The sequence below is a fragment of the Kitasatospora sp. NPDC038210 genome (genome assembly GCF_055600605.1).
In genome coordinates this window covers 81332-105679 of sequence record NZ_JBVJYK010000017.1, presented here as the reverse complement: position 1 = coordinate 105679, position 24348 = coordinate 81332, and the positions used below count along the sequence as shown (strand labels likewise).

The following is a 24348-nucleotide window of genomic DNA, read 5'->3' as shown; positions in this document are numbered from 1 at the left end:
CGACGGTGGATCACTGCGGTCCGTCGCCGGGGTCACCGCGCTGCGGCGGTCCGCTCGGCGGGCTCCAGCATCCGGGCCCGCCAGTTCACCACGAGCGAGCGGACCATCAGCATGACCGCCATGCCCAGCATCAGCGAGCTCCCCGACTGGTGGACGTGCAGCGCCGAGCCGATCCCGTACAGGCCGATCCGGATCGCGATCATCCCACCCCAGGCGGCCATCGTGGCCTTGGTGCCCTTGGCCAGCACGGCGCCGTCGGCGTCCCGCCAGAGCCGGACGGTCCAGCCCCAGACCGAGCCCATCGCGAGCACCGTGACCAGTCCTGCGGCCAGCAGGGCCACCGAGAGTCCGGTGTGCCCGTGGTCGATGATCTGCGGATCGCGCAGGGCGAGGACGCCCAGGACCAGTGGCAGCAGCCAGAACCGCCGCTCGGTGTCCAGGCGCTGGACGCGCATCTGCCGCTGGACCACCAGGACCACCACCACCGCGATCACGAGGAGGTTGGCAAGGGCGTTCATGGGAGGTTCTCCGTCCCGACGGAAGGGCTTCTGCTGACCTCTCCGACGCTACGGACCGGCGCCTTCCCTCTGATCGGAGCCGGGGTGGACCTCGGGTGGAACGCAAACGCGCGGGCCCTCCACCCGTGGGTGGAGGGCCCGCGCGGCGGAACGCGTCAGGCGTCGATGCGCGAGCGGTCCAGGGTGGCCGCGGAGTCCACGATGAACTCCTTGCGCGGGGCGACGTCGTTGCCCATCAGCAGGTCGAAGATCCTCTCGGCCTGCTCCAGGTCGCCCAGGTTGATCCGGCGCAGGGTGCGGTGTCGCGGGTCCATGGTGGTCTCGGCCAGCTGGTCGGCGTCCATCTCGCCGAGACCCTTGTAGCGCTGCACCGGGTCCTTCCAGCGCATCCCCTTGCGCTGGAACTCCAGCAGGGTGGAGCGCAGTTCGGCGTCGGAGTAGGTGTAGTGGTACTTCTCCTGGCCGCGCTTGGGGCTGGTGAGCTCGATCCGGTGCAGCGGCGGCACGGCGGCGAAGACCCTGCCCTGCTCGACCATCGGCCGCATGTAGCGGTGGAAGAGGGTGAGCAGCAGGGTGCGGATGTGCGAGCCGTCGACGTCGGCGTCGGCCATGAAGATGACGCGGCCGTAGCGGGCCTGGTCGATGTCGAAGGTGCGGCCCGAACCGGCCCCTATCACCTGGATGATCGCGGCGCACTCGGCGTTCTTGAGCATGTCGCTCACCGAGGCCTTCTGCACGTTGAGGATCTTGCCGCGGATCGGCAGCAGCGCCTGGAACTCGGAGTTGCGGGCGAGCTTGGCGGTGCCGAGCGCGGAGTCCCCCTCGACGATGAACAGTTCGCTGCGATCGACGTCGTCGCTGCGGCAGTCGGCCAGCTTCGCGGGCAGCGAGCTGGTCTCCAGAGCGGTCTTGCGGCGCTGGGCCTCCTTGTGCTGGCGGGCGGCGACCCGGGTGCGGGCGGCGGCGACGACCTTCTCCAGGACGGCCCGCGCCTGGAGCTTCTCGTCCTTCTTGGCCGAGGTGAGGAAGGCCTTGAGCTCCTTGGCGACGACGGCGGCGACGATCCGGTTGGCCGCCGAGGTACCGAGCACCTCCTTGGTCTGGCCCTCGAACTGCGGCTCGGCGAGCCGGACGGTGACGACCGCGGTGAGGCCCTCGGTGGCGTCGTCCTTGGTGATGTCGTCCTCGGCGACGCGCAGCAGCTTGCCCGCCCGCAGCGCCTCGTTGACGGTCTTGGCCAGCGAGCGCTCGAACCCGGTGACGTGGGTGCCGCCCTTGGGGGTGGCGATGATGTTGACGAAGGAGCGCAGGGTGGTGTCGTAGCCGGTGCCCCAGCGCAGCGCGATGTCCACGCCGAGGTGCCGGGTGACCTCGGTGGGGGTCATGTGGCCGAGCTCGTCCAGGACGGGCACGGTCTCCTTGAAGGTGCCCTCGCCGCGCAGCCGCAGCACGTCGCAGACCGGCTTGTCGGGGGCCAGGAACTCGCAGAACTCGGCGATGCCGCCGTCGTAGCGGAAGACCGACTCCTCGATCTGCTCGCTCTCGGTGAGCCGTTCGTCACGCACGACGATGGTCAGGCCGGGGACGAGGAAGGCGGTCTGCCGGGCACGGCTGTGCAGCGTCTCCAGGGAGAGCTTGGCGTCCTTGAGGAAGATCTGCCGGTCCGCCCAGTAGCGGATCCGGGTGCCGGTGCGGGTCTTCGGCACCTTGCGGGCCCTGGTCAGGCCGTTGGCGGGCTCGAAGGGCGCGTCCGGGCTGGTCTCGGTGAAGATGCCGGGGGTGCCGCGGCGGAAGCTGATCGCGTGGGTGTGGCCGCTGCGGTCGACCTCGACGTCCAGCCGGGCGGAGAGGGCGTTGACCACCGAGGCGCCGACGCCGTGCAGACCGCCGGAGGCCGCGTAGGAGCCGCCGCCGAACTTGCCGCCGGCGTGCAGCTTGGTCATCACGACCTCGACGCCGGACAGCCCGGTCTTGGGCTCGACGTCGACCGGGATGCCGCGCCCGTTGTCGCGGACCTCGACCGAGGAGTCGGGGTGCAGCACGACGTCGATGCGGTCGCAGTAGCCGCCGAGCGCCTCGTCCACGGAGTTGTCGATGATCTCCCAGAGGCAGTGCATCAGGCCGCGGCTGTCCGTCGAGCCGATGTACATGCCGGGGCGCTTGCGGACCGCCTCCAGGCCCTCCAGGACGAGCAGGTGCCGCGCGGTGTAGTTGGAACCGTCGTCGCCGGCCAGCAGCGCGGACGGCACGGTCGTTTCGGCACTCACGCGGCACTCTCCTCGGTGAAGTTCTGTCTCATCGGTCACATCCGGACGGATCCGGACCAAACGCCAGTGCAGCACACCGCACCGACATCCGTCACTCTGCGTGCCCGCACCCCTCCGCCGGGTGCGCAGCACGTCGGGCCGGCCCCGCGCAGCTTGTACGCGCTGCGCGAACAAGGACCGCACCGGGGCGCGGGCCCCGGGGGCGCCATCTCCTCCCGGTAGCACCGGTCCTGGCGGATCGTGGGGCCCGGCACAGGCTCCGGAACTGCCGTTATGCAGGCTACCGGGGCCCGGGACGGGGCTTATGCTCCAACCCGGCAGAGGATTATGCTACGCGGACCTCGAACCCGATCCCGATCGGACGTTCGAGCGACGGGCGGATCCCGGGTTTCCGGCACGCATGAACCACCGGCCCCCGGGGCACGTCCTCATCAACACAGCAGAATCCTCAGAGAAGAAAAGCCACGAGCGGGAACGTTTTCGGCCTGGTTGGATGTTGACCCTGGTACGACAGCTCGTCGAGCTAGAGAAGAGGCGACGTGACTACTGTTCTGACACCTGCGAGCCCGCTCACCGCGGCTGACCGCTGCGACCGCTGCGGCGCCCAGGCCTACCTGCGCGTCGTGCTCGCCAGCGGCGGAGAGCTGCTCTTCTGCGCCCACCACGGCCGGAAGTTCGAGCCCGAGCTCAAGAAGATCGCCGTGGAGATACAGGACGAGAGCGGCCGTCTCAGCAGCACCACCGCGACGGCCGACGACGACGAGCGCTGATCCCAGGCGCCACCACCGGCAGCCGACGTCGAGCTGTGTCCGGTCGCGCACCGCGCGCGACCGGTGAGCCGGGCGACCGACCCCCTCGGGGGCCGGTCGCCCGGCTCTGCTGTTCCATCGGCGGTCCCGGCCCCGCGGACGACTCCCGCCCGGAGGACGGCTCCTGTTCCGCGGACGGCTCTCCCGCGTTCACCCGCCCCGGCCCGCGCTCTCCGACGCGGCGTCAGAACGTGACCGCCCCATCACCCACCGCGAGGTCCTCGGCGGTCGCGGGCCGCTCACAGCACCGAGTGCACCGCGTCCGCGACCGAGGAGATCCGGGTGTAGACCCCCGGATGGGCCGCCTCGGCGCAGCCCGTCCCCCAGGAGACCAGGCCGACCAGCCGCCCCTCGACGATCAGCGGGCCGCCGCTGTCGCCCTGGCAGGCGTCCTTGCCGCCCTTCTCCTCGCCCGCGCAGACCATGCCCCGGGCGTCGAACTTGCCGTCCTGCCCGCCCGGGTAGGCGTGCGCACAGGACTCGTCCGGGACCATCGACACGTCCACCCCGCGCAGCACGGGCGAGTAGTCGCCCCGCCCCGTGGTGTCACCCCAGCCGAACACCCGCGCCCTCGTCCCGGACGCGTACGGCGCGGTCTCGCCCTGGCCGACCAGCTCGACCACCGGCCGCGCCCCCTGGGGCTCGGCGAGGGTGAGCACCGCGACGTCGTTCATGTTGGCGGCGAAGGAGTAGTCGGGGTGGATCCAGACCGAGCGCACCGGCACCTCGCGGCCGGACGTGCCGCGCATGTCGTCCCGGCCGACGATCACCTTGAGGCCAGGCCGTTCCACCCGCCCCTTGGCCTCGTCGTAGAAGCAGTGCGCAGCCGTCACCACCTTGGTCGGGCTGACCAGCGCGCCTCCGCAGAACTGACCGGAGCGGCCGCTGCCGAACTGCTGACGGCTGGCCAGCGCCACGATCCACGGGTGGTCGACGGTGCTCGCCGCGTTGCCCCCGACCACCCGGCGCTGCGCCTCGGCCGGCGCCGCCCCGAGGGCGACCAGCGGGACGGGCACGGCGGCGAGCAGCGCCAGCGCGGCGGCCCGTCGGCGGCGGTTGGCCCGCGGGGCGGCCGGGTCGCTCCGCGGCGGGGCGGGGTTCGGCAGGTCAGTGCGGTCCGGCTCGGTCGGCACCGTGACTCCAGAAGGCTCGGCAGCAGGCAACCGGCACAGCGTAGGTGACCGGCTACACCGTGCGACCGCATCCGGCCGCGCCGCCACCCGGACGAGCGACAACCACCACCCGGACGCTGACACACCGGGTCCGAACAGCCGCGAAGGCCCGGAACCGTACGGTTCCGGGCCTTCGCGTCGACGATCGTTGCCGATCCGATCCGGCGATCAGTCCAGGTAGTCGCGCAGCACCTGGGAACGCGACGGGTGGCGCAGCTTCGACATGGTCTTCGACTCGATCTGGCGGATGCGCTCACGGGTGACCCCGTACACCTTGCCGATCTCGTCGAGCGTCTTCGGCTGGCCGTCGGTCAGGCCGAAGCGCATCGAGACCACGCCGGCCTCGCGCTCGGACAGCGTGTCCAGCACCGAGTGCAGCTGCTCCTGGAGCAGGGTGAAGGAGACCGCGTCGGCCGGGACGACCGCCTCGGAGTCCTCGATGAGGTCACCGAACTCGCTGTCGCCGTCCTCGCCCAGCGGGGTGTGCAGCGAGATCGGCTCACGGCCGTACTTCTGGACCTCGATGACCTTCTCGGGGGTCATGTCGAGCTCCTTGGCCAGCTCCTCCGGGGTGGGCTCGCGGCCCAGGTCCTGGAGCATCTGGCGCTGGACGCGGGCCAGCTTGTTGATGACCTCGACCATGTGCACCGGGATGCGGATGGTGCGGGCCTGGTCGGCCATGGCGCGGGTGATCGCCTGGCGGATCCACCAGGTGGCGTAGGTCGAGAACTTGTAGCCCTTGGTGTAGTCGAACTTCTCGACCGCACGGATCAGGCCCAGGTTGCCCTCCTGGATCAGGTCCAGGAAGAGCATGCCGCGGCCGGTGTAGCGCTTGGCCAGCGAGACCACGAGGCGGAGGTTGGCCTCCAGCAGGTGGTTCTTGGCCCGGCGGCCGTCCTCGGCGATGATCTCCAGCTCGCGCTTGAGCTTGGGGGCGAGCTTGTCGGCGGCCGAGAGCTTGTCCTCGGCGAACAGGCCGGCCTCGATCCGCTTGGCGAGCTCGACCTCCTGCTCGGCGTTGAGCAGCGGGACCTTGCCGATCTGCTTCAGGTAGTCCTTGACCGGGTCGGCGGTGGCACCGGCGACGGCGACCTGCTGGGCCGGCGCGTCGTCCTCGTCGTCGTCGGAGAGGACGAAGCCCTCCGACTCCTCCTCCGGACCCTCGGCCTCGGCCTTGTCGCCCGGCAGCGCCGTGTCCTCGATCAGCTCCTCGTCGCCGAGCAGCTCCTCGTCGCCACCCTTGCCGGCCTTGCCGGCGGCGGTCTTCTTGGCGGCGGCCTTCTTGGCCGGCGCGGCGGTCTTCTTGGCGGCGGTCTTCTTGGCAGCAACGGCCTTCTTCGCCGGGGCGGCCTTCACCTCGGCGACCGCGACGGCCGCGTCCTCGACGGTGATGTCGGCGGAGACCGTGGGGGCCGGCGCAGCGGCGGCCGCGACGGCCGGAGCCGCGACGGGAGCGCCGGGGGCGATCCGCACGGGCGGCTTGGTCGGGGCCGACGGAGCGGCCGGGGTCCGGGTGGTGACAGCCTTGGTGGCGGTGCGCTTGGTGGGGCTCTTGGCAGCAACGCTCTTGCGCTTGGCGCCGGCCGGTTCGGCCGCGCTGACCATGAGGTCCACGCCCTCCTCAATCAGCACCTGATTGAGGCTGCGCATGACGTTCTTCCACTTGGTGACCGGGATCTGGTCCGCCTCGAACGCCTGGCGCACGTCGTCACCGGCGATCTGCCCCTGGGCCTTGCCCCGCTCGATGAGCGCCAGCAGAGCTGCGGACTCGGCGATCTCGGGGGGAAGCGAACGGGATGTGCTGGCCGACACGAACAACCTCTCGGACGATGAGTGGACTCGAACCCGTACCGGCCGCCCGAGCGGGCGGGGAAGGAGATCGCGCGCCGGACGCGCGGTGTCGATTCCGACCGACTCGGGCTTGAGGACTGGGTTTGCAGGACGGCAGCAGCGCCGCGGACCAACACAGCATTCTGACATGTTGGAGTATTCCGGAGCTGCTCCCGCTCAGGAGACATCGCTGCTACTCGTCAAGTGTTACGCATGGCCTTCGTGTCGCGGGTCACACCACTCGGCGCCCACGGCCACGCGGCCGGATTCCATCATCGCGCACTCGCGCCGAAACCTTTGTCATGGCTCGGGCAGCCTTGCGAGAGGGCCGGAGGGAGCGAGGGCGGAAGGAGCGGGGGCGGGGCCGGGGCCAGGGACGGCGGGAGCCGGGCCGCGCCGCGGGGGCGGGGAGACCAGGGTGCTCGGGGGCCGTGGGCCGGGCCGTCGGAGCCGGGCCGTCGGGCCGGCGTGGGCAGGGGCCGGTCGGGGGCCGGTGGTCGGGGGCCGGGCCGTCGTGGGGCCGCGGTGACCGGAGCCCCGCAGGCCTCCACATGCGGAGGCCCTCCGGCTGCGCCGCGCGGTGCGGCCGGAGGGCCCTGGCGGAGCGGACCGCCGGGCCCGGCGCCTCCGCTCGTCGGAACAGCCCGCTCAGTGCTCCCGGGGCGCGGGGACGGACGGCTCGATCTCGGGGTGGACGGTGAGCAGCGCCCGCATCGCGACCTCGCCCGCGGCGCCGTCGCCGGCCCCCAGGGCGTCCACCAGCCGGGCGTGCAGACCGACCGAGGCCTCGGAGGGCCGCTCGCAGGAGATCGCCGGGCCGCCCGAGACCTGCAGCGCGCAGGCCACGATCCCGGACAGGTGCTCCAGCATCCGGTTGCCGGCCATCTGCAGGACCAGGCCGTGCAGCTCGGCGTCGGCCCGGGTGTAGGTGGAGAGGTCGGCCTGGGAGGCGGCGTGGCCCATGATCTCGACCAGCTCGACCAGCCGGTGCTGGACGTCCTCCCGGCCGTGACCGGCGGCGAGCCGGGCGGCCAGCGGCTCGATCGCCCAGCGGAGCTCGAACAGCTCCCGGCGCTGCTCGTCCCGCTGCGGGCCGAAGGCGCGCCACTCGATGATGTCGGGGTCCAGCAGGTTCCAGTCGCCGACCGGACGGACCCGGGTGCCGACGTTCGGCCGGGCGCTGACCAGGCCCTTGGCCTCCAGCACGCGCAACGACTCGCGGACGACGGTCCGGGAGACCTCGAAGCGCTGGCCGATCTCCTCGGGGACGAGCGGGCGGTCGGCGCCGAGGTCACCGGAAACGATCATCTGGCCGAGCTGCTGGACCAGCTGGCCGTGCAGACCGCGTCCGCGGCTGCTGGTGGTCTTGCGGCCGACCCGGGAGATGTCGGACTCGGCGCCCTCCCAGCGGGGCGCCGGCGGGGTCGGCCGGTCGGCGTACGAGAAGCGGTCCAGGTCGCCGGAGCCGTGGATCGGCCCATCGGCGGAACGGGCGGGGGTCATGGTGGGGTGCGCAAGGGTACTCACGCCTCCTTTGTCGGCGATCGGCAGGCGCGGCTTGAGAATTCTCGTGAAAAGCACACGAAAGGGTGATCGACCGTGACTGGATAATTGACTTCTTATCAGGAAGAACCGCTCAATACGGTCACTGCTGGTCGATCTTGGTTTTTCGGGGCGGGCGGCTCCCGACCCCTCGCGACGGCGGGCGCTACAGCGCGCGGCGACGGGCCAGGACGAGCAGCGCGGCGAGCAGCAGGGCGGCTGCGGGGGCGGCGACCGCCGCGAGCAGCGCCGGGTCGGTCAGCGCCATGCTCCCGGCCGCCGCACCGCGCGCGCCGCCGTACACCCAGCCGTAGGCCCACTCGATCCCGGACTGGAACGGCAGCAGCCCGGCCGCCCGCACCGGCCACGGCCGACCGGTACGGCGCAGCAGCAGGGCCACTCCGGACTCCAGGAGCGGCGGCAGCGCGCACAGCAGCAGCATCCCGGCGGCGGCACTGCGGGTGAGCGCTGCGGCCAGCACCCCGGTCCACGCGGCCACCACGGTCAGCAGGACGAACGCCAGCAGAGCGGCCGGCACCCCGTGGCCGGCGACCAGCGCCAGCGGGGCGAAGGCACCCGGCAGGTCGGACAGCCCGGACAGCCCGGCGCCGCTCATCGCTCCGGACACCCGGTCCGACAGCGCGCCGGGATCCGCCCAGGCCGCCACCGTCACCCCCTCCGGCAGCGCGAGGTGCACGGCCACCGCGTCGAGCAGCAGCGTGGCCGGCGCCAGCAGCGCCGCCACCGGTCCGACCACCAGCAGCTTGGCCAGCAGCAGCCGCACCCTGCGCGGGTACGACACCAGCGAGGCCGGCAGGCCCGGGTGGCACACCTCGTGCCCGTACGAGAGCGCGCCCAGCACGCCGGCACCGAGGGCTGCGAACGGCAGCGGGATCAGCGGGACGGCGGCGGTCAGCAGTCGCACCCCGGCGGGGGCGGCCAGCGGACCGTCCGGGGTCTGGCTCGCCAGGACGGCGGCCACGGCCGCGTCGCCGAGGAGTACGGCGGCGAGCAGCAGCCAGGTGGAGCGCAGGCCCCGCAGACGGCGCAGTTCGTAGGCCAGGACACGCACGGTTCACTCGCTCCGGTGGTCGTCGGTGGTGGCGGGCGCCGGGACGGCGGTCACGCCCGAGGTGAGGCGGCGGAGCCGGACGGTGTCGTCGGCGAGGACGTCGGCGTTCTCGCGGCGGCCCGGGGGTTTGGCCCGGGCGGTCTGCCCGCCCGGGGCGGGCTCGTCACGGAAGAGCCGGTCGACGGCGACGGTCGGGGCCGGCTCGCCGGCCCCGGGGCGTTCGGCGGGCCGGCCGGAACCGGCGGACGCGGCCCGTGGGGCGGGCGTGCCGAGTGCGGGGAGGACGGCGCCGGTCACGGCGACGGGCAGTGCGCGGGTGGGCAGGGACCCGTCGTCCTGGTGGTGCGGCGCTTGGTGGCGCGGCGCCCGGCGCTGCGGGGTGGTCGCCTCCGCGTCGGACTCGGTGGCCGACGTGCCCTCCGGTCCGGCGGCCGACGCGCCGTCGGATTCGGTGGTCGGCGCGGCAGCGGGAACGGGCACGACGGCGGGAACGGGGACGGCGACGGGAGCCGCTCCGGCGGCGGGCCGCGCGGGCTCGTCGACGGTCTCCGGGCCCGACCCGGGGCCCGGTTCGGTGTCCGCCGCCGAACGGACCCGGAGGTGGCCGGAGCGACCCGAGGCGACCGGCAGGACGACCCGGGGCGCGGGCTGCTCGACCACGCGGTCGGCCAGCTCGTGCAGCAGGATCCCGTGGCGGTAGGCGAGTTCGCCGATCTCGGTGCGGTCGATGCCGGCCACGGCGAGTCCCACGCTCCCGTCCCGGCGGACTTCGGCGCCCTGGCTGACCAACAGGTCCGCCAGGCGCGCCATCTGCGGACCCCGGACGGCCACTTCGGGGCTGAGCCTGGTCCGGCGGAACTCCGTGACCGGCTGGTCGGCCACCAGGCGGCCGTGGTCCAGGGTGACGACCCGGTCCGCGAGCTGGGAGGCCTCCTGCGGGGTGCGGGTGGTCACCAGGACCGTTCCACCGGCGACGGCGAACGAGCGCAGGAAGGAGTGGAACCACTCGATGTTCCGCGGCGACAGGCCCTCGGTCGGCGCGTCCAGCAGCAGCGTGCCGGGGTCGCCGAGCAGAGCGGCGGCCAGGGCCAGCCGGCGGTGCATCCCTGGTGAGAAGCTGCGCAGCCGCTGCCCGGCGACGGCCGCCAGCCGGGTCTGTTCCAGCAGTTCGTCGGCCCGTCGGGCCGGGACGCCGACGGCAGCGGCGAGCATCCGCAGGTGGCCGTCCGCCCGGCGGCCCGGGTGCCCGGCCACCGCGGCCGCGCCCTCACCCGGGCCGGGCAGCAGCACGCCCACCTCGCGCTCGGGGCGGCGTAGCCGGCGGTAGGGACGGCCGTCGAAGAGCGTGACGCCCTGGCCCCGTTCGAGTTCCAGCATCAGCCGCAGCGCGGTGGACTTGCCCGCGCCCTCGGTGCCCAGCAGCGCGGTCACCGTGCCGGGCCGGGCGTCGAAGGTCAGGTCCAGCACGGCGGGCGGAGCGCCCTTGCGGTAGACCTTGGTCAGTCCGGTGATCTGGATCATCGCTGGCTGCTCCCATGCCCTCGGCCGGCCTGCTCGACGCGGAGCACCCCCTGGTGGGCCGGCGTGCGCCCGCCGCACGGCTCCGCGCCAGCACATTAGGGGGCGGCGAAGGCTATTCCGGGCATTACGGGAACGGCACGGGCCCGGCGACTGCCCACCTCACCCGATCAGGGGAAAATCCGATCCTGCGATTCACGGGACCGCTCACCGCGGGGGCACCGCGGGGGCACCGGTGGGAGGGTCGCGGTGCCGTCCGACCGCCGCTCTACCGGGTCGGCCAGGGCAGCTCGGGGAGCTTCTCGCCGCCGCAGACCGCCCGGAACTCGTCGACGGCACGCTGGCCCCCGACTGCGAGCTGGCCCAGCTGCTCACGCTCGGCGGCCAGCCTCTCCTGCACGGCGGCGATCGTCTCGGGTGCGGCCTGCTCGGCCAGCAGCCGGGCCAGTTCCCTCTCCGTCGCGGTGGTGGTCGCGTCCAGGCTCTTGTAGTCGGCCACCAGCCCGTCGATGACGAATCGCTGGTGCACACAGTCGTTGAGGGCCATCAGGGGACTCCTGGGGTCCGGGAGGCCTTCGACCCGGCGGCCGAAGCGTCCACCGACACTGTGCGTCGGTGCCCCCGCGGGCGCAGCCGGGCCGGGCCATTCGGCCGCCGGGGGGAGCCGAGCCCCCGGCCGCGGGCGCCGCCCGGGCCCCCGCCGGGAAGCGACCCGGACGCGCTGTGCCGTGGGCGGCCCGGGCGCGTGCGCCAGTGCTCAGGACTCCGGGCGGAGCATGGGCGGGTTGAGGACGGTCGCGCCGCCGGCGGTGAACAGCTGTGCCGGACGGCCGCCCTGACGGGTCGTCGTGCCGCCGGAGGGCAGCAGGAAGCCGGGAGTACCGGTGACCTTGCGGTGGAAATTCCGCGGGTCCAGCACCACGCCCCAGACCGCCTCGTAGACCCGGCGCAGCTCGCCGACGGTGAACTCGGTCGGGCAGAACGCGGTCGCGAGGGAGGAGTACTCGATCTTGGAGCGGGCGCGCTCCACGCCGTCGGCGAGGATCAGCCCGTGGTCGAAGGCGAGCGGGACGCCGTCGGCCGGGTTGTCGCCGAGGAGCTCGCCGACCGGGGCCCAGCGGGCGCTGCTGGCGTCACCGCCGGCCCGGGGCGTCGGCAGGTCGGGGGCGAGCACCAGGTAGGCCACGCTGACCACGCGCATCCGCGGGTCGCGCTGCGGATGGCCGTAGGTGGCGAGCTGCTCCAGGTGGGCTCCGGCCGCACCAGGGCCGACCGCGTCGTGACCCGGGGCCGAGTGCGCGCGCAGGCCGGTCTCCTCGGCCAGCTCCCGGGAGGCGGCCTCGGCCAGGCCCTCGTCCGGGCGGACGAAGCCGCCGGGCAGCGCCCAGTACCCCTGGAACGGCGGCTCGCCACGTCTGACCAGCAGGGCGCAGAGCGCGTGGTCGCGCACCGTCAGCACCACCAGGTCAACCGTGACAGCGAACGGGGGGAAGGCCGACGGATCGTAACGCGACATGGCGACGATCATAGTCGTCTCTCTGACGATAAGCACAGGCCCTGCGCGCGGCCCGGCCGAGGCCGGTGGCCGCCCCGGCACGGTCCGGACCCGGGCGGGCGCTGCCTCCGGGCCCGGAGGCAGCGAGGTGGGGTCCCCGCGGTGGTGTCACCGCGGTGGCGTCACCGGCGCGGTGCGGCCGGGCCGGGGAGGCGCGGACCCGGAGGCGTGGCCGGAGCCCGCGGTCAGCGGGCCACGAGCTGCAGGTCCGCGGAGGCCTCCTCGACCATCGCCACCCCGATCCGGCTCACCCGGACCGAGAACGGCTCGCCCGCGACCCGCAGTCCGGTCAGCTCCAGTTCGCCGAGCGGCGCGGTGCTGGCCGGACGGACCAGGACCCGGCCGCCCGGGACGTCCGGGCGGACCCCGGCGAGGGCGAACACCGCGTGCGCGGCGCCGGCCGCGGAGACCGCCGCCGGGCGGCAGGCTGCCGGGTGCGGAACGGGCGGGCAGCCGGGGGTCCGCTGCTCCCCCGCGTACATCTCCGGCAACCGCCCCTCGAAGTGGGCGGCCGCGGCGAGCAGCCCCTCCAGCAGGGTGCCGGCCTCGTTCTCGTGGCCGGCCTCGGCCAGTCCGGCGATCGCCAGCGCCGTCTCGTGCACCCGTACCGCGCCACCGCGGTGGCCCAACGGGTTGAAGCGGGGCGACTTGGCGCTGAGGGTGCGCAGGCCCCAGCCGCTGTCCAGCTCCGGTGCGACCAGGCGCTGGGCGAGCAGCCGGGTCTGCTCGCGGTCCAGCAGGCTCTCGTGCCGGCCGCCGTCGGCGGCGAGCCCGGGGTCCAGCAGGTGCACCAGGCAGGAGGCGAGCGCGGGCAGGGGCTGGCCGCCCGGGGCCAGCCCGGCGGCGGGGCGGCCCCCGGAGAGGTCGTCGATCCAGAACCGCTCGCGGAAGCGCCCGCGCAGCTCGGCGGCCCAGATCCGCCAGCCCTCGGCGCCCGGGCGCCCGAAGGCCTCCAGCAGCTCGGCGCCGTGCAGGGCGGCCCGGTGGGCCTGTGCCTGGACCTCCGCACGGGCGGCGACCGGGTGGGCGGAGCGCTCCTCGGCGGGACGGCTGAGGTCGGTGACGAAGCCGTCGACCAGTCCGTCGCGCAGGGCGGCCAGGGCGCGCTCGGCGACCGGGAGCAGCTCGGCGACCTCCGCCCGGGGCAGGCCCCAGCGCCAGGCCTCGGCCAGCACGGTGACGAACAGCAGGGTGGCCTCGGTGGCGGTGCAGGTGGGCGGCAGCTCCGGGCCGCCGTGCCGCAGGCCGCCGGGCAGCAGGCCCTCGGTACGGCCCGGGGCGGGGGCGAGCTGCTGACGGCGGGCCAGCGCCCGGAGGGTGCCCGCGGCCAGCCGGGTACCGAGCGGCAGGGTCAGCCGGGCGGCCCAGAGCGCGTCGGCCGGGGCGAGGCCGAAGCGCCAGGGCGCGCCGGAGGCCGGGTAGAGGTCGGTCGGGCGGTCCGGGTCGGCGAACAGCAGTCCGCCGAGGGCGTCCAGGGAACGCGAGACCAGCGGGGCGGCCCGGGAGTCGTCGCTGCGGACCTCCGGCTCGGACCAGGGCAGCGGGACACCGGTGCCGCGGCCGCCGGGTGGGCGCGGGCCGGTGGCGGCGCCCTCCAGCTCGGTACGCAGCTCGACCGACCAGCGGGCGCCGGGCTGGACCTCCAGGTCCCAGCGGAGCACCCCGGCGCCGGCCAGCACCGCGTGCGGGGAGGGCTTGGCGCTGACCACGGCGCTGTGCACGGGACCCGTCCAGCGCAGTCCGGCGGACTGCACCTGGCCCGGCAGGTCCGGCGGGCGGTGCCCGGCGGCGATCTCGGCGACCGGGCCGAGGTCCGTGCCGACGGCGATCTCCAGCGGCAGCCTGGCGGGCCGCGGTCCGGTGTTGCGCACGACGACGGTCTCCACGCCGTCCGCGTGGCGCAGCCGCTCGACGGTGAGCGCCGGGTCCGGGTCGAGGTCGCCGGGGACGCGGACGGCGCCGAGGAAGCGGGCCTGGGCGGTGCTGGTCAGGGCGCCCTGGAGGGGCAGCGGCTCCATGCCGCCCAGCCGCAGTTCCATCCGGGCGAGCGCCCGGACGCCGTTGCGGTAGAAGCCGTGCAGGCCCTGACCGCGCAGCTGGCCGTCGGGGCCGGAGGCGGCCATCGCCGGGGCGTTGACGCAGATCACCGCGTGGTGGATCGCGGGCGGCTGGGGACGCGGCGGGGCGGTGGGCCGGCCCGGGCCGGCCGGTGTGCTCCCGGGGCCGGCCGGCGGGACCAGGTCGGGACGCCCGACCGGTCTCGGCGCGCCGAGCACGCTCTCGGCCGGCATGGCCTGTGGTGGCCTCATGGCGGTCACCGGACTCTCCTCCCCTCGGCGGTCCGGTGGCCGGGTCAGGCCGGTGGGCCGCGAGCATGCTCGATCGCGTGCTGATGGTGCCGGGCCGACGGGGTTTCCCGTCGGCGGGTGTGCCGTGTCTGGCCGTACCCGGCGGCGGGTCGTGCCATGCGGTGCCCGGTACCGGGCGCCGCGCCTTCGCGTCGAGCCCGTCACCGCGCCCGGCGCGCCGTCAGGTCCGGTTTCCCGGCCTGCCGGTGACGCCCTGCCCCCGTGGCCCGATCCTCGGACCGGCGGGGCGCCGGTCGGCCGGCGTCCGGACACGGGCCCCCGGGGTGAACGCCGTGCACCGCCACCAGGTCACGCCCCGCCGCGACCGCCGCCGGCCGGGGCGGGCCCCGCCGGGCGGTCGTGCCGCTCGCGCCGGAGTGCCGCCGGGGCCTTGCCAAGGGCCGCCCGCCCCGCGGCCGGGGTCCGGTTCCGGACTTCGCGGGCGGCCGTCCGTGCTGCTCGGACCGGGCGTCGGCCGCGGTCGGCCGCCCGGTCGGACGGACGGACGGGGGGCAGTCGAACCGGCGCTCGATCGCCGCCAGGATACGGTGCGGGGGTCGCGGCCCCGCACCCGGTGACCCCGTGATCCGCGACGCCACCGCTGTGACCAGCAGAGACCGAGGAGTTCCATGTCCACCGTCAGCCGGCTGCCCGGGATCGTCACGACCGACCACGTGTTCCAGGTCCCCCTCGACCACGCGGCCCCGCAGGGCGAGCAGATCGAGGTGTACGCCCGCGAGGTGGTGGCCGCCGGCCGCGAGCGGGACGACCTGCCCTGGCTGCTCTTCCTCCAGGGCGGGCCCGGCGGCAAGGCCGCCCGCCCGGTCGGCCGGGACGCCTGGCTGGAGCGCGCGCTGGACGACTACCGGGTGCTCCTGCTCGACCAGCGCGGCACCGGGCGCTCCACGCCCGCGACCCGGCAGACCCTCGCCCGGCGCGGCGGCCCGCAGGAGCAGGCGGACTACCTCGCGTGCTTCCGCGCGGACTCGATCGTCCGGGACGCCGAGCTGATCCGCACCCGGCTGCTCGGCGCCGACCGGCGCTGGAGCGTGCTCGGCCAGAGCTTCGGCGGCTTCTGCACCCTCACCTACCTCTCCATCGCTCCCGAGGGCCTGACCGAGGCCTTCATCACCGGTGGCCTGGCCGGCCTGGGCAGCTCGGCCGACGACGTCTACCGCGCCGCCTACCCGCGCGTGGTCCGCAAGAACGAGGACCACTACGCGCGGTTCCCGCAGGACGTCGACGCGGTGCGGGCGGTCGCCGCCCACCTCGCGGACTCCCCCGCGACCACGCCGGACGGCGGGGTGCTCACCGTCGAGGCCTTCCAGGCCCTCGGGCTGCTGCTCGGCGGTGGCAGCGGCTCCGGCGTCCTGCACTACCTGCTGGAGGAGGCCTGGGTGGAGGGCGCGGCCGGGCCCGAGCTCTCCGACACCTTCCTGGCCGGCGCGCAGGCGCAGCTCTCCTTCGCGGGCGGCCCGCTGTACGCCGTGCTGCACGAGTCGATCTACGGCCAGCGGTCGGTGGACCAGGGCGGCACCGCCTGGTCCGCCGAGCGGCTCCGCAAGGAGTTCCCGCAGTTCGACGCCCGGGCCGCGCTGGAGTCCGGTGCGCCGGTGCTGTTCACCGGGGAGATGATCTACCCCTGGATGTTCGACACCGACCCGGCGCTGCGGCCGCTGAAGGAGACCGCGGAACTGCTCGCCGCCCGCACCGACTGGCCCGACCTGTACGACCGGGCGCGCCTGGCCACCAACAGCGTGCCGGTCGTGGCGGCGGTGTACCACGACGACATGTACGTGGACACCGCCGACTCGTTGGAGACCGCCCGCGCGGTGCGCGGCCTGCGGACCTGGATCACCAACGAGTGGGAGCACGACGGCCTGCGGGTGAGCGGCGGCAAGGTGCTGGACCGCCTGATCAAGATGGCGCACGGCGAGGCGTAGCGGACCGGGGGCCGGCGCGGCGGCGAGCGGCTCACTGGACACGGCGGCCTCCCTTCGCCGCCCGCCGGACCCCGCGGCACCGGTGCAGGCCGGTCCCGGGGCGTGCTGCCGCGGGCAGGCACGCCGCCGCACGGCCGAGCCGTGGGCTCCGGGCGGAGCGCTCCCCGGCCGGCCGGGCACGCCCGGGCGCTGCGGCCCGTCCGGGCGCCGACGACACGGCCACCGGCCCGGGGGTGCTCCCGTCCGGCGCCGGGTCGTCGGGGCCGTGACCGGTCGGCGCAGGCCCGGACGCGGGTGCCGGCACCGTGGACGAGCCCTTGCGGCGGGTGCCCCGGCGGCGTCGGCGGGCGCCGGCGGCCCGGCCCGGCCGCTCCCGGGGGGCTGCGTCCTCCGGGGCCGCGGGCGCCGGGGCCGCTCCCCCGACGGGCTGCGGCGGGTCGTCGGCCGGGGCCGACGCGGGCGCGTGGTGCTCGCGCCGCCGCCGCTGGGCCTCGACGGCGGCCAGCAGTGCCCCGGGCGTCATGCCGTCGTTGAGCGACTCGTGGAGCAGTTCGGCCAGCAGGTAGCCCGGGTCGAGCCGCAGGACGTGGCCGAGCACGACCCGCGCCGTCGCCGTGTCCCCCGCGACCCAGGAGGCCCAGGCCAGGAGGGTGAGCGGGGCCACCGCGCAGCCCTCGTACGGCGGCACCGCGTGGCGGGCGAGGAAGCGCCAGAGGCGTTCGGCGGGAGCCAGCTCGGCGGGCCGGGCGTACTCGACGCCGCGGTCCCGCACGACCCGGTCGCGCAGGGCGAACAGCAGCCGGGCCGTCCGCTCCGGATCGAGCTCCCGGGCACCGGCCGCGAACTCGGCGACGGCCTGGTCGAGCAGCCCGATGCCCTGTTCCCGGGAGACCGAGCCCACGGCCGCCTCGGCCCGGACGAGCGCCTCGCGCCGGGCGGAGTCACCCGGCGGGCCGATCGGGGTCAGCCCGGCCATGATGGCCTTGCGGCTGCCGCGCGGCACCAGGCCGGCGACCGTCGCGGCGGCGGCCGCCGGGCCCGGATCGGGACCGCGCCGCACCGGGTTGCCCGCCGGATCGCAGCACGCGGTGCCGCGGCAGAGGAAGGACCACCAGCGGCCGCCCGAGACGCACAGCGACTCCTTGACCACCACGCCCCGGCGCCCGAAGGCCGCCCGGAGGTCGTCCGCCAGCGGCCGCAGCCCGTCCACCACCGGCGGGGCGTGCGGCGCGCCGGGATCCTGGCAGAGGTAGAGGAGCACCTGGGGCGGCCGGGCGCCGTGCCGCTCGGAGAGGGCGACCAGCAGGGCGGCCGTCTCCTCCGCGGCGGCCGGCCACTGCGCGGGCGAGTCCGGGAGGTCCGCCCGGATCACCCCGCCCTGGTGCAGGTCGGGGCCCTGGAGGCCGACCGCGACGATGCTGTCGTCGGGGTAGAAGCCCAGGAAGTAGGGCAGCAGCTCGGCCATGTCGGCCGGACCGCGCATGACGACCGGCCGATGCTCGGAGGCCGGGCCGAGGGACAGAATGACGTGTTCGTTGTTCATCGCGTTCATGGCCGCAAGACTGGACGCAATCCGCGGACGCCGCCGAAACCCGACTTTTTCTGTGGATAACTCCGCCTCCTGATTTTCGTTAGCTCATTCGGAGCAAGCGACACGCCCTCCACGGGGTGATTTTTGATCGCCGTTCAGCGGATCAGCGGATGAAATACACCTCGCCTTCCCCCGTGGCCGCACCCCGGCATTCGCTCGTTGTCGGCGGTACGGGGTTACATGGACGCCATGCAGCAGCACGACACCCACACCACCGCCACCGCCGACCGCGCCGAGGTCCGGGCGCGGGCCGAGGCCGTCCTGCGCGAGCTCGCCGGCCCCGGCGCCGCCCTGCGCGAGGACCAGTGGACGGCCATCGAGGCCCTCGTGGTCGACCACCGCCGCGCCCTGGTCGTCCAGCGCACCGGCTGGGGGAAGTCCGCGGTCTACTTCATCGCCACCGCCCTGCTCCGGGCCCGGGGCGCAGGGCCGACGGTGATCGTCTCGCCGTTGCTCGCCCTGATGCGCAACCAGGTCGACTCGGCGGCCCGGGCCGGCATCCACGCCCGCACCATCAACTCGGCCAACACCGACGAGTGGGACGAGGTCCAGGCCGAGGTCGCCGCCGGGAAGGTCGACGTCCTGCTGGTCAGCCCCGAGCGGCTGAACAACCCGGACTTCCGCGACCAGGTGCTGCCCAAGCTCGCCGCCTCCACCGGCCTGCTGGTGGTCGACGAGGCCCACTGCATCTCGGACTGGGGCCACGACTTCCGCCCCGACTACCGCCGGCTGCGCACCATGCTCGCGGAGCTGCCGCCCGGCGTCCCGGTGCTGGCCACCACCGCGACCGCCAACGCCCGGGTCACCGCGGACGTGGCCGAGCAGCTCGGCACCGGCAGCTCCGACGAGCACGCCCTGGTGCTGCGCGGGCCGCTCGACCGGGAGAGCCTCACCCTCGGCGTGCTGGCCCTGCCCGACCCGGCGCACCGGCTGGCCTGGCTGGCCGACCACCTCGACCGGCTCCCCGGCTCGGGCATCGTCTACACCCTGACGGTGGCCGCCGCCGAGGAGGTGACGGCCTTCCTGCGCGAGCGCGGCTTCCCGGTGGCCTCCTACTCCGGCCGCACCGAGGACGCCGAGCGCCGCACCGCCGAGGCCGACCTGCTGGCCAACCGGGTCAAGGCGCTGGTCGCCACCTCCGCGCTCGGCATGGGCTTCGACAAGCCCGACCTCGGCTTCGTCGTGCACCTCGGCTCGCCCAGCTCGCCGATCGCCTACTACCAGCAGGTCGGCCGGGCCGGGCGCGGCGTGGACCGGGCCGAGGTGCTACTGCTGCCCGGGCGCGAGGACGAGGCGATCTGGCGGTACTTCGCTTCGCTGGCCTTCCCGCCGGAGGAGCAGGTGCGGCGCACCATCGACGCGCTGGCCGAGGCCGGTCGGCCGCTCTCCACCGCCGCACTGGAGCCCCGGGTGGACCTGCGCCGGGCCCGGCTGGAGACCATGCTCAAGGTGCTCGACGTGGACGGCGCCGTCCGCCGGGTCAAGGGCGGCTGGACGGCCACCGGGCAGAGCTGGGCGTACGACGCCGCCCGCTACGCCAAGGTCGCCGCCTCCCGGGAGGCGGAACAGCGGGCGATGCGCGACTATGCGGCGGCCACCGGCTGCCGGATGGAGTTCCTGCGCCGACAGCTGGACGACGAGCAGGCCGCGCCGTGCGGGCGGTGCGACAACTGCGCGGGGCCGCTGCACACCCCGGACGTCTCCGCCGAGACGCTGGCCGCCGCCCGGGCCGCGCTCGGGCGCCCGGGTGTGAGCTTCGAGCCGCGCCGGCTCTGGCCGACCGGGATGGACGCGCTCGGAGTGCCGCTCAAGGGCCGCATCCCGGCGGGCGAGCAGGCCGAGACCGGCCGGGCGCTGGGCCGGCTGTCCGACATCGGCTGGGGCACCCGGCTGCGCACCCTGCTCGCCGAGCAGGCGCCGGACGTGCCCGTCCCCGGCGAGGCGGTGGACGCGCTGGTGGCGGTCCTCGCCGACTGGGCCCGCGGGCCGGGCGGCTGGGCCGGCCCCGCGACGGCGGAGGGCACCCGGCTGGAGCGGCCGGTCGGCGTGGTGACCATGGCCTCCTCGACCCGCCCCCAGCTGGTCGGCAGCCTCGGCGCGCGGATCGCCGAGATCGGGCGGATGCCACTGCTCGGCAGGATCGAGTACGCCGGTGGGCTGCCGCCGCACGGGGCCCGCAGCAACAGCGCCCAACGGCTGCACTCACTGGCCGGGTCGCTGATCCTGCCGCCGGAGGTGGAGCAGGCGGTGGCGGCCGCCGGCGGGCCGGTGCTGCTGGTGGACGATCTCGTCGACTCGGGCTGGACGGTCACCGTGGCCGCCCGGCTGCTGCGCCGGGCCGGAGCGGGCGCGGTGCTGCCGCTGGTGCTGGCCGTGCAGGGGTGACAGGGCGGCAGAAGGCCGTCGAGGGAACAACGGCCTTCACTCGAATGGCCTAACAGAAAGGATCAAGCCAAGCGATTTCGATCACACTGGCCGACCGGCTCGGGAAAGGGGTGGTCACCGCGCCGGCAACGGCCCGCCTCGTGCTCCGAACGTTGTGGATCAAGGCGTGTCGACATCCCGGCAACACCCGGGCGATGGTGGAACATATCCGGCAGACCATGGGCTATCGGATGGCGTTCATCATTTCATCGTTGCCGCCCTGCCCCCGATGCCCCGAGAATTGGGGGGTACCCGAAACTCGGTCCGCCAGACCCGCCCTTCGGCGTACCCAGGCACCCACCTGCCCACGGTCAGGAAGGAGGATCGTGATCAACGGTATCGACCGAGGTCAGCATCCCCTCTCCCGGAATTCGGTACCCAGACGGGTGCTGGACCTGGAGACCTGGGCCGCCTCGGGGATCCCGTTGCTGCGCGACCCCCGCGAGTTCGTCCTGGAGCTGCACCAGCGCCACCTGCCCCAGCCGGGCACGGTCGTGGTCTGCGTCGTGGACGCGCTCCACCACCTCGCCGCCTCGGCCTCCTTCACCCCCTGGTCGCGCGACACCGACGGCTGGCAGCACCGGAACGCGCTGCTGGCGCACCTGCGCCGGATCGTCCCGCACGACCTTCGCCTGCCCGAGCCGACCCGCACGGTCGTGGTGCTGCGCTGCCGCGACGGCGCGCCCGGCTGGACGGAGCAGGACGGCGCATGGATGTGGGCACAGCAGGACGCGGCCGTGCTGCACGGACTGCGCTGCGGCGCGTACATCGGGCTCACCCCGGCGGGCTGGCAGGTCCTCGGGGACGGGCGGAGCGGACGCAATCCGCACGCGGGCTCGTGGGCGGACGGGCCGGTGCACACCGTGACCGAACTGCCGCCGCGCTCAGCGCTCGACGCACCGCGCGGTCCGCGTGCCCACCGACCGCCGGTCGAGCAGGGCGAGCACGGCACGGACGCTCAGCGCCCCCCGCAGCCCGAGACCCCGTGGACGCCCGCGCGGGTCGCGGCGGCCGAGCCGACCCGCCGTACCGGAACCCGCTGAGCCCGCAGGGGTCGCAGAGGCCGCTGATCCGGCCGAGCCGGTAGGCGCCGCCCGGTCGGCCGAGACCGCGACAACCACAGAAACCGCCGCACACAAGGCCTCCGGGCACCGATCACGGGGGCCCGGCGGCCCCGGCAACGCCCGTCGCCGGACGGGCTCGGAGCGGAAACGGCCCGTCGCCGGGCGGAGTTCGGGCCCGGTACCGTACGGCACCGGGCCCGGATCGGAACGACTGCGGTCAGGCGTTGACGGGGCGGCCGGCCGCGGGCGCGGCAGCGACTGTCCCCGCAGCCGCCGGGCCGGCATCGCCGCAGACCACCAGCAGGGCGGTCGCACGGCCGAGCGCCTCGGTGTACGCCTCGGCGGCGCGGGCGGGCGTTCCACCGTTGACCACCAGGACGACCACCTCGCGGCGGACCGGACGGGCCAGCGCGGCGTCCGCGTAGAACACGTCGCCGCCGTCGGCGAGCTGCGCCCAGTAGCGCTCCTCACCGAAGGACAGCTCGTGCTGCTGCCAGGGGTGCGCCTCGCCGACCGTCAGCACCAGGATGGTGCCCGGATCGCGGCCGGTGTCCAGCAGCAGGTCGATCGCGTCGTCGGCGTGCTCCACCGCCCGAGCCGGGGTGGCGGCGATCCGCTGGACCTCCACCTCCGGCGCGGCGGGGGCGGGGCGGCGCGGTGCCGGACCGGGCTTGGGGATCGGCAGCGGCGGACCGGGCCGGGCGGCGCGCGGCGGGGCCGGGCGAGGGGACGCCGGGCGGGGGCCGGGCACCGTGGCCGGAGCGGCGACGGTGGTGGGTGCGGTGGCGGGCGCGCCGCCGGTGGCAGGCGCGTTGAGGGCTTGTGCGTCCGACTCGCGGGGGAAGGGAACGCCGGGGCCCGGGAGGCTCTCGTGAATCTCCGGCTCCTCGGGGAAGACAGGCATACCCGGATATCTATCAAATGCCGGTCGGACGCGCACGGGCACCCCACCCATTGGGCACCGAACACTCACGGCCCCCACTCGGGGCAATTCCAGACGGACCGTCAGAAACCGAGCGTCAACTGTTCGTCGGCGGATCCCCGCCCCTCGCCCACTTCCTCCCGAACGCGCTTGAGGTGACGCCACTTCGGCAGTCCGTCCATGAATGCCCAGGAGACCCGGTGGTGCTCGGTGGGGCCGAGTTCCTCCAGCGCGGCGCGGTGCACCGGGGACGGATAGCCGGCGTTCCCGGCGAAGCCGTACTCCGGGCACCCCTCGCCCAGTTCGGCCATCAGGCCGTCGCGGTGGACCTTGGCGAGGACCGAGGCGGCGGAGACGCAGATGCAGGACTGGTCGCCCTTGATCACCGTGCGCACCCGCCACGGGCCGCCGAGGTAGTCGTGCTTGCCGTCCAGGATCACCGCGTCGGGTTCGACCGGCAGCGCCTCCAGGGCGCGGACGGCGGCCAGCCGCAGCGCCGCCGTCATGCCGAGCTCGTCGCACTCCTGCGCCGAGGCCTGCCCGAGGGCGTAGGCGGTGACCCAGTCGGCAAGGACCGGGGCGAGCGCACGGCGGCGCAGTTCGGTGAGCAGCTTGGAGTCGGTCAGCCCCTCCGGCGCCTTGCGCAGGCCGGTGACGGCCGCACCCACGGTGACCGGACCGGCCCAGGCGCCGCGCCCGACCTCGTCCAGGCCGACGACGACCCTGGCGCCGGCCCGGCGGAGCGAGCGTTCGACGGAGTGGGTCGGCGGAACGATGGGCATGGCGGTTTCCGTTCAACTGGGGCAGCCTCCAGCCTAAGCCCGCCCCGGGCCCACCCGATCCGCCGCCTTCGCCGCGGAAGGGCCCGGCGGCCGGTCGCGGCGGAAGGGCCCGGCGCCGGTCCCGACGGCCGGCCCCGGGCGGCCCTCAGGCGCGGATCATCGGGTGCAGCACCTCGTCCACCAGCCGGGTGGCGAAGTCCGGCCCCAGGTCCTGGAACCCTCGGATCTTGGCCTGGTAGAGGAGCATCGCCGGGATGACGTCGGCCACGAGCGGGGTGGCCGCGCCGGGCCGCACGTCCCCGCGCTCGGCGCCGCGGCGGAGGATCTCCAGGATGGTCGCCGTCATCGGCTCGATGACGCGGTCGTTGATGAAGCCCTTGAACACCTCCGCCCGCTCCTGGTCGATCTCGACCATCAGCGCGTGGAGGGCCGCACCCACGCGGGAGGCCGCAGCGGCCGTGAACGCCCCGATGAGCTGCAGGAGTTCGTCACGGGCCGCCCCCAGGTCGGGGGTGTCGTAAGGGCGTGGAAGAGTGGCGTCCAGGGCGTCGATGACGAGTTCGTCCTTGGCGGCCCAACGCCGGTAGAGCGCGGCCTTCCCGGTCCGCGCCGCTCCGGCGACCCCTTCCATGGTCAGCCGCGCGTATCCGCCGGAGGTGAGCTGGTCGAGCGTGGCCTCGAAGATCGCATTCTCCAACTCCCGCCCCCGTCGCCTTCCGGGCCGAGTGAGGGCCTGACGGGCGGCCCGCACCGGACAGAGGGCCGCCTCCGCACCCGACCCCGGAGCCACCACACCCGGCCCGCCGATCGCGACGTCCGAGGCACCCGAGCCGTCCGGCGCGCCCGGCAGCTCCACCGGCAAGGACGCCCCGCCCGCCGACCCGCCCGCCGACCCGCCCGCCGACCGCCCCGACGGCCGACCGGACCGGTCCGCCACCAGGCGTCGCACCAACCGCTCCATCGCCACCATCCTTAAGGAACGCTTGCGTTC

18 protein-coding genes are annotated in these 24348 nt (G+C 74.8%); 4 read left to right on the top strand and 14 right to left on the bottom strand.

Features of this window, described 5'->3' with window-relative positions:
- Positions 1-32: 32 nt before the first annotated feature.
- A complete protein-coding gene (locus ACZ7KX_RS30070) occupies positions 33-518 on the bottom strand; it encodes a DUF1453 domain-containing protein (protein ID WP_350523341.1) in 486 nt (161 codons plus the stop codon).
- 155 nt (positions 519-673) lie between these two features.
- Positions 674-2785 (bottom strand): DNA gyrase/topoisomerase IV subunit B, encoded by a 2112-nt coding sequence (locus ACZ7KX_RS30065; protein ID WP_470329206.1) that lies wholly within the window; start codon positions 2783-2785, stop codon positions 674-676.
- 539 nt (positions 2786-3324) lie between these two features.
- Between ACZ7KX_RS30065 and ACZ7KX_RS30060 the strand changes: the two genes are divergently transcribed.
- The gene (locus ACZ7KX_RS30060; protein WP_470329205.1) at positions 3325-3555 is read left to right on the top strand and encodes a DUF7455 domain-containing protein; all 231 of its coding nucleotides are present in this window, start codon (positions 3325-3327) and stop codon (positions 3553-3555) included.
- Positions 3556-3833: 278 nt separating this feature from the next.
- Here ACZ7KX_RS30060 and ACZ7KX_RS30055 read toward each other — a convergent pair whose 3' ends face one another.
- From ACZ7KX_RS30055 to ACZ7KX_RS30020, 8 genes are all read right to left on the bottom strand, one after another.
- Positions 3834-4628: a S1 family peptidase gene (locus ACZ7KX_RS30055; protein WP_470329233.1), complete on the bottom strand. Its 795-nt coding sequence runs from the start codon at positions 4626-4628 to the stop codon at positions 3834-3836.
- Positions 4629-4934: 306 nt separating this feature from the next.
- Positions 4935-6578 carry an RNA polymerase sigma factor gene (locus ACZ7KX_RS30050; RefSeq protein ID WP_470329204.1) on the bottom strand — a complete coding sequence of 548 codons (1644 nt, stop codon included), beginning with the start codon at positions 6576-6578 and terminating at the stop codon, positions 4935-4937.
- Positions 6579-7244: 666 nt separating this feature from the next.
- Positions 7245-8177 carry a FadR/GntR family transcriptional regulator gene (locus ACZ7KX_RS30045; RefSeq protein WP_350523346.1) on the bottom strand — a complete coding sequence of 311 codons (933 nt, stop codon included), beginning with the start codon at positions 8175-8177 and terminating at the stop codon, positions 7245-7247.
- 127 nt (positions 8178-8304) lie between these two features.
- Positions 8305-9210 (bottom strand): hypothetical protein, encoded by a 906-nt coding sequence (locus ACZ7KX_RS30040; protein ID WP_470329203.1) that lies wholly within the window; start codon positions 9208-9210, stop codon positions 8305-8307.
- 3 nt (positions 9211-9213) lie between these two features.
- Entirely contained in the window at positions 9214-10731 is a 1518-nt protein-coding gene (locus tag ACZ7KX_RS30035) for an ATP-binding cassette domain-containing protein (protein WP_470329202.1), read from the bottom strand.
- A 265-nt stretch (positions 10732-10996) separates the two neighbouring features.
- Positions 10997-11275, bottom strand: a complete 279-nt coding sequence (locus ACZ7KX_RS30030) for a hypothetical protein (protein WP_470329201.1) — start codon at positions 11273-11275, stop codon at positions 10997-10999.
- A gap of 210 nt (positions 11276-11485) precedes the next feature.
- Positions 11486-12244: an NUDIX hydrolase gene (locus tag ACZ7KX_RS30025; RefSeq protein WP_350523350.1), complete on the bottom strand. Its 759-nt coding sequence runs from the start codon at positions 12242-12244 to the stop codon at positions 11486-11488.
- Between the two features lie 224 nt (positions 12245-12468).
- A complete protein-coding gene (locus ACZ7KX_RS30020; protein WP_470329232.1) occupies positions 12469-14592 on the bottom strand; it encodes an amylo-alpha-1,6-glucosidase in 2124 nt (707 codons plus the stop codon).
- A 668-nt stretch (positions 14593-15260) separates the two neighbouring features.
- Between ACZ7KX_RS30020 and ACZ7KX_RS30015 the strand changes: the two genes are divergently transcribed.
- Positions 15261-16574, top strand: coding sequence for an alpha/beta fold hydrolase (locus tag ACZ7KX_RS30015; protein ID WP_470329200.1), 1314 nt, complete (start codon positions 15261-15263; stop codon positions 16572-16574).
- 31 nt (positions 16575-16605) lie between these two features.
- Here the strand turns inward: ACZ7KX_RS30015 and ACZ7KX_RS30010 are convergent, their stop codons facing one another.
- Positions 16606-18126 (bottom strand): DUF4192 domain-containing protein, encoded by a 1521-nt coding sequence (locus tag ACZ7KX_RS30010; RefSeq protein WP_470329199.1) that lies wholly within the window; start codon positions 18124-18126, stop codon positions 16606-16608.
- A gap of 228 nt (positions 18127-18354) precedes the next feature.
- Between ACZ7KX_RS30010 and ACZ7KX_RS30005 the strand changes: the two genes are divergently transcribed.
- Together ACZ7KX_RS30005 and ACZ7KX_RS30000 are read left to right on the top strand one after the other, a co-directional pair.
- The gene (locus tag ACZ7KX_RS30005) at positions 18355-20550 is read left to right on the top strand and encodes a RecQ family ATP-dependent DNA helicase (RefSeq protein WP_470329198.1); all 2196 of its coding nucleotides are present in this window, start codon (positions 18355-18357) and stop codon (positions 20548-20550) included.
- Positions 20551-20927: 377 nt separating this feature from the next.
- Positions 20928-21632 carry a hypothetical protein gene (locus tag ACZ7KX_RS30000; RefSeq protein WP_470329231.1) on the top strand — a complete coding sequence of 235 codons (705 nt, stop codon included), beginning with the start codon at positions 20928-20930 and terminating at the stop codon, positions 21630-21632.
- 238 nt (positions 21633-21870) lie between these two features.
- Here the strand turns inward: ACZ7KX_RS30000 and ACZ7KX_RS29995 are convergent, their stop codons facing one another.
- From ACZ7KX_RS29995 to ACZ7KX_RS29985, 3 genes are all read right to left on the bottom strand, one after another.
- Complete coding sequence (locus tag ACZ7KX_RS29995; protein WP_470329197.1) at positions 21871-22557, bottom strand: hypothetical protein; 687 nt, start codon at positions 22555-22557, stop codon at positions 21871-21873.
- Between the two features lie 101 nt (positions 22558-22658).
- Positions 22659-23357 (bottom strand): ribonuclease HII, encoded by a 699-nt coding sequence (locus ACZ7KX_RS29990; protein ID WP_470329196.1) that lies wholly within the window; start codon positions 23355-23357, stop codon positions 22659-22661.
- 145 nt (positions 23358-23502) lie between these two features.
- On the bottom strand, positions 23503-24054 hold the full coding sequence (locus ACZ7KX_RS29985; protein ID WP_350523357.1) for a TetR/AcrR family transcriptional regulator: 552 nt from the start codon (positions 24052-24054) through the stop codon (positions 23503-23505).
- Positions 24055-24348: the final 294 nt, after the last annotated feature.